The 9,189-nt window shown below is 56.2% G+C and carries 9 protein-coding genes; 3 read left to right on the top strand and 6 right to left on the bottom strand.

What is annotated here, in order from left to right; translation table 11 throughout:
• Positions 1 to 162: 162 nt before the first annotated feature.
• Positions 163 to 2,208, top strand: a complete 2,046-nt coding sequence (locus tag HRF49_11070) for a hypothetical protein (protein MEP0815187.1) — start codon at positions 163 to 165, stop codon at positions 2,206 to 2,208.
• Positions 2,198 to 3,787, top strand: coding sequence for a hypothetical protein (locus HRF49_11075; protein ID MEP0815188.1), 1,590 nt, complete (start codon positions 2,198 to 2,200; stop codon positions 3,785 to 3,787). The genes HRF49_11070 and HRF49_11075 overlap by 11 nt, the downstream gene beginning before the upstream one ends.
• Here HRF49_11075 and rlmB read toward each other — a convergent pair whose 3' ends face one another.
• Together rlmB and HRF49_11085 are read right to left on the bottom strand one after the other, a co-directional pair.
• On the bottom strand, positions 3,788 to 4,552 hold the full coding sequence (gene rlmB, locus HRF49_11080) for a 23S rRNA (guanosine(2251)-2'-O)-methyltransferase RlmB (protein MEP0815189.1): 765 nt from the start codon (positions 4,550 to 4,552) through the stop codon (positions 3,788 to 3,790).
• A 17-nt stretch (positions 4,553 to 4,569) separates the two neighbouring features.
• On the bottom strand, positions 4,570 to 5,541 hold the full coding sequence (locus HRF49_11085) for a cation transporter (protein MEP0815190.1): 972 nt from the start codon (positions 5,539 to 5,541) through the stop codon (positions 4,570 to 4,572).
• Positions 5,542 to 5,581: 40 nt separating this feature from the next.
• On the opposite strand from HRF49_11085, the gene HRF49_11090 reads away from it, so the two are divergent.
• Positions 5,582 to 6,055 (top strand): transcriptional repressor, encoded by a 474-nt coding sequence (locus tag HRF49_11090; protein MEP0815191.1) that lies wholly within the window; start codon positions 5,582 to 5,584, stop codon positions 6,053 to 6,055.
• On the opposite strand, the gene HRF49_11095 is transcribed toward HRF49_11090, so the two are convergent.
• The 4 genes from HRF49_11095 to HRF49_11110 form a co-directional block, all read right to left on the bottom strand.
• The gene (locus HRF49_11095; GenBank protein ID MEP0815192.1) at positions 6,052 to 7,275 is read right to left on the bottom strand and encodes an LCP family protein; all 1,224 of its coding nucleotides are present in this window, start codon (positions 7,273 to 7,275) and stop codon (positions 6,052 to 6,054) included. The genes HRF49_11090 and HRF49_11095 overlap by 4 nt on opposite strands.
• Positions 7,239 to 7,847 carry an HD domain-containing protein gene (locus HRF49_11100; protein ID MEP0815193.1) on the bottom strand — a complete coding sequence of 203 codons (609 nt, stop codon included), beginning with the start codon at positions 7,845 to 7,847 and terminating at the stop codon, positions 7,239 to 7,241. The genes HRF49_11095 and HRF49_11100 overlap by 37 nt, the downstream gene beginning before the upstream one ends.
• 4 nt (positions 7,848 to 7,851) lie before the next feature.
• Entirely contained in the window at positions 7,852 to 8,244 is a 393-nt protein-coding gene (locus HRF49_11105) for a hypothetical protein (GenBank protein MEP0815194.1), read from the bottom strand.
• Positions 8,245 to 8,333: 89 nt separating this feature from the next.
• Positions 8,334 to 9,143: a hypothetical protein gene (locus tag HRF49_11110; protein ID MEP0815195.1), complete on the bottom strand. Its 810-nt coding sequence runs from the start codon at positions 9,141 to 9,143 to the stop codon at positions 8,334 to 8,336.
• Positions 9,144 to 9,189: the final 46 nt, after the last annotated feature.

The raw sequence follows: 9,189 nt of genomic DNA on the forward strand, positions 1-9,189 counted from the left end.
ATGGATTCATCGCTTCTTCCCCCGGAAGTACCGGCTTCCGGGGGTTTTTTTTTGCGCGGATGCATTCGCGACAGGCCGACTCCGTCAAACGCTGCATTTTATGGCCGAATCGGCTCGATTCCCTGTGTTATCATCGCTTTGATGGAGCGTTTTCCAGCTTGTTTGGCTGTTGTCCTAATCCTTTCCGCACTCGTTTTGCCTGGCTATGAGACCTGGGCCGAAACAAATCAGGCAAGGATCGTCGTGAAAGCGGGCATTTCCGGCCACCTAACCCCGCTTGTTGACCCATCGCGCAAGCTTCCCGCCGCCGGAGGCCTGTTTCCGGTTGACGGAATACTGGGCGACCCAACGCCGCTGATCGTCACTTACGATTTGAAGGAAATGTCGCTTCCGCCGGGAAAATACTGGGCTGAAGCGAAAAGTGCAAGCAGCCGGGACTTTTCCGCAAGCGTGAGCAAAAGCTTTTCATTCAATGGTTCACCGGTGCTCCTGGAGCTTCCGGTTGATGTTTCGGGTTTCGACGGTGAACGGCTTGAAGTGGTTGCGCTGATTCGGGACAATGCGGGAAAGACCGTATATGGGCCGGAGAATTTGGCGGTTGTCGCGTTGGATTCGTCTCGGCTGTATATGCTTGCGGTATGCGAGCCGGAAACAGATTCGCCCGAGACTTTGAGTGAGCGGGGACTGACGATTTCGGTCTTCCGGATTGCCCCGGATGAAATGCCCGGCACCGCGCGCCCTCTCAAAGATTTCGCCGGAGTTTCACTAACTCCGGGAAGCTGGAATGCAATGCGGTCAGAAGCGAAAGCGGCTGTCGGCGCGCTTCCGTTATATGGAGTTCCCGTTGTTTTCTGCGGGAAAATCCCCGATGAAATGCGGGAGACCCGCCGTGTTTTTTCCTGCGGCGACTCACTGGAATCTGCTCTACGATTGGTGCTTAAACTGGCTTCAGACTCGATTGCCAGGCTGAATGCGCCTTCATCGTCTCTTGTCGGCGATGCGGCAATTTCCAAGGCAGAGACCATACTCCAACCCACTTACGCCGTGGACATCAGGCCGCCGGTTGTTCCGCAGCTTATTCATCTTGGAGACATCGGGCTTACGCTATCCAATCTGGAAAAAGTCAGCCGCAGGCCGAATCTCGAATTTCTTGCGGCGCGTTATTTATTGGAACGGACAAACCTTCCCGCCCAAAAAGTCTTGAGCGAAAGCATTGTGTCGGAAAGCGGGCAACCGCTTTCGGTGCCGTCCGATTATTCGATGAAAACGAACGGAAGGGTGCGATCGCGCGCAATTTTGGGCACGGCCGCCGCGATAATTCTGGCAGCGATAGGCGCGCCGCTTGCCTTCATTATGCGCGGCGTCAGAGGATTCATTGCGGGAGCGATTCTGCTGGCAGGATCGGCCATTGCCATATCGGGAGCGAAGGCGACCCCTTTGCCGAAAACGGTGACTTCCATTGTGCAGGATGCGACTATAAACAGCAAGCTTGTCACAAGGATGGCATACTTTGTTGGACCGATTGACACGTTAATCGAAATTCCGCATGACGAAAAAATTGCCGGAGTCGGAATTCTAAAATTCGATGATTCGTTCGCGGACAATGCATGGTCGTACGAATTGACCGAACGCGGAGTGGTTGTCAAATCGCCGGCTTCTTTTTTGGAATTGACCAGGGTAGAGGTGAGAACGGAATCTTCTGGCAAGTTCCCGATAAACATTGAGGAAGTTGCGGACGGCGTCCCCCGGCGCATTGCTTTCCATAACGGCTCGGAGCAGGCTCTTTCTGAAGTTTTCGTCGCGGAAGGCGACAGACTTATATCGCTAGGAAACATTACACCGGGAGAAACCGTCGAAGTGGAAATTGTTCCCCCCCAACCCTCTACGCTGTGGAGAACGGTGGGCATAATCACATCGGGCAGCGATCCGGTTTTTTGGATGCTGGGCACAATGTATAAAAACCGCTTGGGAAGGCTTGCCAGGCAGGAGCAAGCGGACAACGGTCCGCATGTTTTCGGCGTCGCCCGACCAATCAAAGATGTTTCTTTGATGGATGTACTGCGCAGCTTCGGGGGAACGGGAACGATATTTGCTTCCCGATACGTCGGCGCGCCTTGGGGGCTTGCTGGATTCGAATCCGATACAAGCGATTTGACGATCATTGAACATTGCGGCGCAGCGGATTCGGTGAGCGGCAATGAAAGCTGATCGGCCCATTCCCGGGCCGCCGTCCGCCAGGCGCAAGTCCGGCGGGGGCGCTACCGAAGGATTTGTTTTCATTGAATCCGGCTGGAATCTTTGGGCGCATTTTCGAAGTGTTGTTCCCCGTCTGTTTCCGCAGATGTCGGCCGCTTTCCTGGCGGGATTGCTTTTCCTGGCCGCTGATTTGCTTGTATGGTGGCTTGCGCCGGATTCCGCGTACGTTTATTCCCGCTCGCAGGTCGGAAAAATTTTCGTGCAGTCCTGGGATCGCGCGTTCATCTCCATTCTGGCGTTTATTTCGGTGGATGTCGGCATCAAGCTTGCACGGCACTCAAACCTGTCGGCGGAGCGCGGCTTTTGGAGCGTCTTGGAAAGCTTCATTCGCAATGCACTGCTCTGCATCGCCGCGGTTGCGCCGGGTTTGGTAAGGTTTTGCACGGCTCTGCCGGAGTTCGGAATAAGCAATACTTTCGTGCCAAGAATCGCCGTTTACCTTTTGCTTAATCTTGCGATAATCACACTTGTCGTCGGAGGCGCGGGAGCATTGGTCGGCGAAGCCGCGGCCTGCGCAAGAAGAAAAGGATTCACCGCTGCGCCATTTCTGATGTTATTTTTCCCTTTGGCGACGTCTGCGGCTTACTTTCCGCACGGGGAGCCGGGCTGGTCGCACCCGTTGTCGCAGCTTCTTCTGCCTCTCAATCCAGGAAGGTGCGCGGGGCTTGCCACGAATCCGGACAGACTCGGACTTTTTTTCGGGATTTCCTCGTATGCCGACGGCGCAGTGACTCTCGCATTGCTTTTGGTCATGATTGCCGGAGTCCAACTGCTTTTCGCCGGGCTTATTTGGATTGCATCCGAGCTTTATTCGCTATTGATTAAGATTATGCGTTCAGAGGACTTTGCGGCGGCGGCTGCAGTGGCCGTATCTTCAATCGCGGTTTGGGGAACGGCCATCCCGCTGTTTCTATCGGAGAATCCGTTAAGAGGTGTAAGCGTTCCGGCCGCGGATCTGCCGGGGCTTGCGGGCGCGTTGCTGGTCTCTTCCGCGTTTTGGGGCGTGATTGCGGTTACTTATTTGTTCGCGCGCGCCGGCGAAAATGTCCGAGCCAAAAGCGAAATTGGATGGAAAATACGAAGTTTTTCCACCGGCGCGGCCGCCGCTTTCATTTTGCCCGGGGCGGTGCTGGCGGGCGCCATCGCGGTTTTGGGCGCGGCCGACCAAACGGAAGGCTTTGCGATCCTCTCGGTTTTTTTGCTGCTCGGCGCAGCGGGTACGGGAATTGCGCTTGCATTTTCCCGCATCGGGTCTATTCAAAGAGGTGCAATTGCGGCGACAGTCACGGCGTTGTTTGTCGCATTTTCGTCAGCGGGCGGATATGGAACCAGCTCCGCCGCAAACGATTTTTTCCTGCTTTTGGATCCATACGGCCCCGCGGCTTCTCTGGTGGCATTTGCCGGGCGCGCGGGCGCGGTTTTTCAGCTTGCAGTGTCGGCGATGTCGCTCGCGCTTATATTTCTGTTCGCAAACTTGGGCGGGCGCGCCCCGGAATTCCGGCCGGCGGATTCGACGGGCGAACGAGCTTGATCACCATTCGAACACGCCGTTATCTTGCGCCCATTTGTAAGCAAGAATCCCCGCGGCCACCGCGACGTTCAGCGATTCAATCCCGGAAACCATCGGAATACTCACCGAATGATCGCAATGTCCGGCGAGTTTCTGGCGGATGCCTTTGTCCTCCCCGCCCAATACGAGTGCACAGCGCTCGGGAAATTTGAACTTCCTCCCCGAGCTGGAATCCTTGCAGGCAGCAGCGGCCACGCTCCAGAATCCGCGGCGCGCCAACTCGTCCAACACCTGCGAGAGGTTGCGGCCGCGGCATATCGGAATTTTGAACGCAAGCCCCGCGCTCGCTTTGTAAAAAACCGGCCCCGGCTGTGCTGACCGGTGGGAAGGAAGCACGACAGCGGACGCTCCCACCGCGGCCGCGCTCCGCACGATTGCTCCCGCGTTCCGCGGATCGGTGATCCCGTCAAGCAATACGACAAGCGCGCGCCCGCTTTCCGGAACCGCTTCCACCGGATCCTGATTGGGAAGTTCGCGAATCGCCCCAAACACGTTTTGATGTCCATCCGGAAGCTCAAGATTGTCCAATTCCGCGCGTTCGATCCGCCTCGTTTTGACTCCGGACGTATCGAAAAGCCTCGCGATTTCAGCGCGCTTATCGTCTCCCGCCGCCACCGCGAATTCGAGCAATCCGGCATCGGCAGCCAGTTCGAGCGGGTGAACGCCGACGACCAGCCTTTCCCATGGGATTTTTAGACCCGCAACCGAAATCGCGCGCGCTTCCACGGATGACTTCCTGCGATTCAAGTTCTTGTTTTTGCGTGGCCCAACTTGCATTCTTTACGTCCTTCAGGACCGGGACAGGATTCGTGTTCGTCGCATGGCTCCGTATGAATCGTGATGTCGCTTCCCGGAAACTTGCCCCTGATTGCGTCCTCGATTCTGTCGCAGTAATCGTGGGTCTCTTCCAGCGTCAGATATCGGCAACATACCAGATGGAAATCAATGAAGTAGTCCGGGCGCTGCCCGCGGCACCGGAAATTGTGAGCTTCGAAGATGAACCCGGGAAAGCCGGAAAGTATCTCTTCGACCTCTTTCCGAATTTCAGACTCTTCCCTGGGAGCCGCGTCGGCAAGCTGCTGACCCGACCGGAACATCAAAATAAAGGCAAGCACGATGATGTAAACGCTTACAAGTATGGTTATCGCGGGATCGTAATAACTCACGCCTGTAACCTTTACCAACAAAAGCGCCAGCAAAACCGCGATGCTCGTCGCGGCATCGCTCATAAGATGCAGCGCGTCGCCCTTCAGCGCCAGAGAGTTCGTCTGCGCACCCACGCCTGACAATCTCAACCCGACAGCCAAATTTGCGACTACGCTTACCGCCATGAGGGCGATACCCCAACCGAGAAACTCCTCGTTGATCTTTACCGCGCCGAAGTTCTTCACCGCGTAGATCAGCACCAAAAGATACGGAAGAAATATCAATATTCCTTCTATGAATGCGCCCAGCGCCTCGAATTTCGTGTGTCCGTAATGATGCCCGGCATCCGCCGGCTCCGCACTCTTCCGCACGCTTGTATACGCGACCGACGCGGCGATGAAATCGAGAAAGCTGTGCAGGGCTTCCGCCAGAATCGACAGGCTTCCCGATAGAATACCGACTACGAGCTTTGAAGCGGTGAGCGCTGCGGTAACTATCACGCTAAGTACGGCGGTGCGCTTCTTGAGCGCACGCCCGGACTCCACCGCTCCGATTCCGCCAGCGGACATCGCCGTCAGTCTAACACGCGGATATAATGGAATTTCAATTATGAAAACCAAGCTTCAGTTGTGCGCGGATTCCGTTATATCCTCTTTCGAAAAGTACCTTTGGGAGAGGGGTCTCCGTATGACCGGCCAGCGACGGGCGGTCTGTTTGGCGGTCGTTTCCCGGTTGCCCGTGCACTTCGACGCTTCCGGCTTGCTGGGCACCGCGAACCTGCGCGCAATCAAATGCGGCAAAGCGACAGTGTATAGAACGCTGGAACTGCTGGTGGAATCCGGACTGGTCAGGAAGATGGAGCTGGGAAACGGAGCAGCGGTATACGAGCTTGCGGCGGCGCGGCTTCACCACGAACACCTCGTATGCGAGGAATGCGGAAAGGTTATCGAATTTGAAAGCCGGGAAATCGAACGTCTCCAGGAAAAAATCTGCAAGGAGCGCGGCTTCACCCCAAAAAGCCACATGCTGAAGATATCCGGTGTTTGCAAGGAGTGCCGGATTGCGGCAAGGCGAAAAAACTAGAATCCCGATTCTTCGAACTCCACCGGCTCCTCATCTCCGCCGGAATCACCGCCTGCTTGAACGGGAACGGTTGAATCGGCGGCCGCGCCGTCCGCGATTTCCGGCTCTGGGGGAGTCAAGTCCGCAAGAAACGCGATGGCCTCGTACAGATCCTCGGTTTTCACAATCTGATAGCTAATGCCGCCGATCATGTCCGGCTCGGAAAACAGCGTCATCGTCTGTATTTTGTCAGGGGTCAAATCTTCCGCCGCATCCTTGAGCGCCAGCCACTGGTCCACACGCATGTCAGTTTCAACAAGCTTTCCTTCGTAAGCCATTGCAAGCACCGCTGGAAGCTTGCCCAAGTTTCTCGGCCGCCTGATCTCCTTCACTATCGCGCGGATGACCTGCTGCTGACGGCGCATCCTGCCGTTGTCTCCTTCGGCATCGTGGCGGAACCTGGAATAATCCACGGCGTCGTCGCCGTTCAAATGCTGAAGCCCTTCTTTCAGATCTATCTTTAGGCCCTGCGCGCGATCCCGGTAGCGCATGTCCTTTTCGACGTCGATTTCGATTCCGCCGATTAGGTCGATCAGCTGGACTAGACCCTCGATTTTGACTATCGCGTAATGGTCAATTCCAATTCCCAGCAGGTTTTCCACCGCGCCCTTGACGTTATCCACGCCGCCGTAAACGTATGCGTGCGCCAACTTGTCGCTGGTGCGCCCGCCGGATTCGCTCGCCATCTCGACGCGCAGGTCGCGCGGCACGGAAAGTATTCTTGTCTGGTACGTAACAAGGTCTATGTGCGCTACCAGCACGCTGTCGCTGCGGTGCGGCGGCTCCTTGTCCAGGCCGACCAGAAGGATGTGTATATCCCGCTTGCCGTCGAAAACCGGCGGAAGCGGCGGCTCCTTGGCAAACACCATCCCGCCCAGTTTGCCGGAAATGTATGAAATCAGGCCGGTTCGGGTCTCGTCGCTCATCCGCAAACCGGAAAAAAGCACGAAACTGGCGGTGAAGGTGATCACGAAAAGCGCAAAATACGCGCCGAAAAGAAAAAGCGCCTTGCGCCTGCGCCTTTTGCGCCAATTGAACAACTTCGCGCGGTAGTTGGGTGCGGTTCTTTGAACCACGGCGTCCGAAATGGGAACCCAATCCAAATCGGGGGACACAAGGTTTTTGTCGCCTGCTTTCGACATCTTTATCCAGTCGATCCGGATTCCTGGTCCAGGAGCCAATTCCTGAACTCCACGGACGCCGGATCGATCATCCAACCTCTTTCAATTACATAAAACAAGCTTGCGTTTACCGCCGCAACGCATCCCTGAATCAGCGAAACATCCGCCGCGGCGCGTATTCGTTCCACGCCGGGAAACTCCCTTCCGGGCTCCGCGGCGTCGGCCAGGTAGACGGCCAGTCCGACTTTGGATAATCCGGGCTTGCCGACCGTGTGCCACCGAATCGCTTCCAGTATTTCGGGATCGGCCACCCCGAATTTAATCCGGGCGATTTCGGCACCCGCTTTGGCATGAAGCAACCAGTGGCTGCTTCGTTCAATCGAAGTGATAAGGATACCAAAATCGCCGCAAAGTCTCAACAGCTCTTCCGGCGGAAGCGGCTTGGCAATGTCGTGAAGCAGACCCGCCTGATACGCCCCCACGGCCGACTTCTTGTCTTCGGCAAGCAAATATCCGGCGGCGGTACGCGCAACGCCAAGCGAGTGAAGGTAAAGAGGCGCGGGAATTTCGTCCGAGATGGAGGCCGAAAGCCGCCGAAATTTCAATTCGATATCTTTAAGCTCGTCGGTCACAATCTCAACCGGAATGCGATCTGCCCGAAGCTTCTTCTTCGGCGAACTTGCGCACGCGGTCAAGGTAGGTCATATAAGTAATCTCGCCGTCGAAATCCCGGAGCTCTTTGCAAAGGGAAATCATCGCCGTGAGGTAAGCCTCGGCGTGCCCGAATTGCTTGGTCTGAACAAGGTCGCGCAGCACCGTGTCGTGCCTGCGCTCCCGGGCGTCGACATGCCCTTTGAGCCTTACAATGCGGTTGATCTTTTCGGTGTGCTCCTGGAATTGCCGGTATTGAGACAGGATGAACTCGCGCTCCGCCCAAGGCGATCCGAAAAAGCCGTTGTCATCCTCGAATCCCAGGTTGAACGCCCGCCAGCCGCGGTAGCGCACGAACAGCGCAACAGTAGCCGCCACGAAAAGCACCGGAACGGTCAGCAGTACCCAGGTTATAGGATAAATACCTGACGGCATCGCGCTGGCGAAAAGGATTGGAATTCCCCTTGTTACTCCGCTTCAGCCTGCGCAAAGTAGTTGACTTCGATGTACTTGCGGACGAACTCGGGTTCTTTTTTGGCGGAGGTGCGCAGCTTGCGCTTGTCTTCGAACTTTGTGAAAAAGCGCATCCGCGTGCTGACCGCCAAGCCGGGATGAGGCATTTCCCAAGCGGCTTCAAGAAGCGCGCCTATTCCGCCGAATCCCGCCGCGCTGCCGGGCATCATCGGCATGCCTCCGCCGCGATAATATTGAGGGAGGTCCATCGGCGGACGGGCGATTGCGAAGATTTCCTTCTTGTCCACGTCGAACATATACCTTGCGGAAACGCCCATCGTGCCGAAGGCCCGATATTTCTTTTCCCAGGTCTTGCCGATTTCGTCGCGGCGTTCCCAGTATTGGTCGAATTCCACAAGCCCGGACATGTCAATGACTGCGATCCGCCTGCCGAGTACGCGCCTGAAATCCATAAGTTGATAGTACAGCTTGGTAGGAATGGGATTGGGAACACCGGGAACGTGAAGCGGAATCTCCGCGTACCAGAAATCTTCGATGTATATGGGATATGGCGGCAAAACCAGCATGTGCGACCATTCGAAGAGGTTGCGTACGTCTACGATTATTTCTTCATTGGCAACCTGCGCGTCGCTGTATTCGCTCATCGTGTCCAAACCGCGAACGTCTATCACCTGGCCGTTTTTGAGCGTGATGTAATCGATGTTGCTCGTCGTTATCTTCGACAAGTCAAAATAGCTTTTCACGCCGCCGGCCTTCTCGTCGCTGTCATCCTGGTACGGCGCGAGTGTGCTTCCCTCGGGCATCGGACCAAACACTCCTCCGGATTCGGCGAGGCCCAAGGAACCGGGA

It is taken from the genome of bacterium (assembly GCA_039961635.1).
Taxonomy (GTDB): domain Bacteria; phylum 4484-113; class 4484-113; order JAGGVC01; family JAGGVC01; genus JABRWB01.

Excerpts from the sequence above, each read along its gene's own strand:
- HRF49_11090 (MEP0815191.1), top strand. The coding sequence starts at position 5,582 with ATGAAAACCAAGCTTCAGTTGTGCGCGGATTCCGTTATATCCTCTTTC.
- HRF49_11110 (MEP0815195.1), bottom strand. The coding sequence starts at position 9,143 with ATGCCCGAGGGAAGCACACTCGCGCCGTACCAGGATGACAGCGACGAG.
- HRF49_11085 (MEP0815190.1), bottom strand. The coding sequence starts at position 5,541 with ATGTCCGCTGGCGGAATCGGAGCGGTGGAGTCCGGGCGTGCGCTCAAG.
- HRF49_11075 (MEP0815188.1), top strand. The coding sequence starts at position 2,198 with ATGAAAGCTGATCGGCCCATTCCCGGGCCGCCGTCCGCCAGGCGCAAG.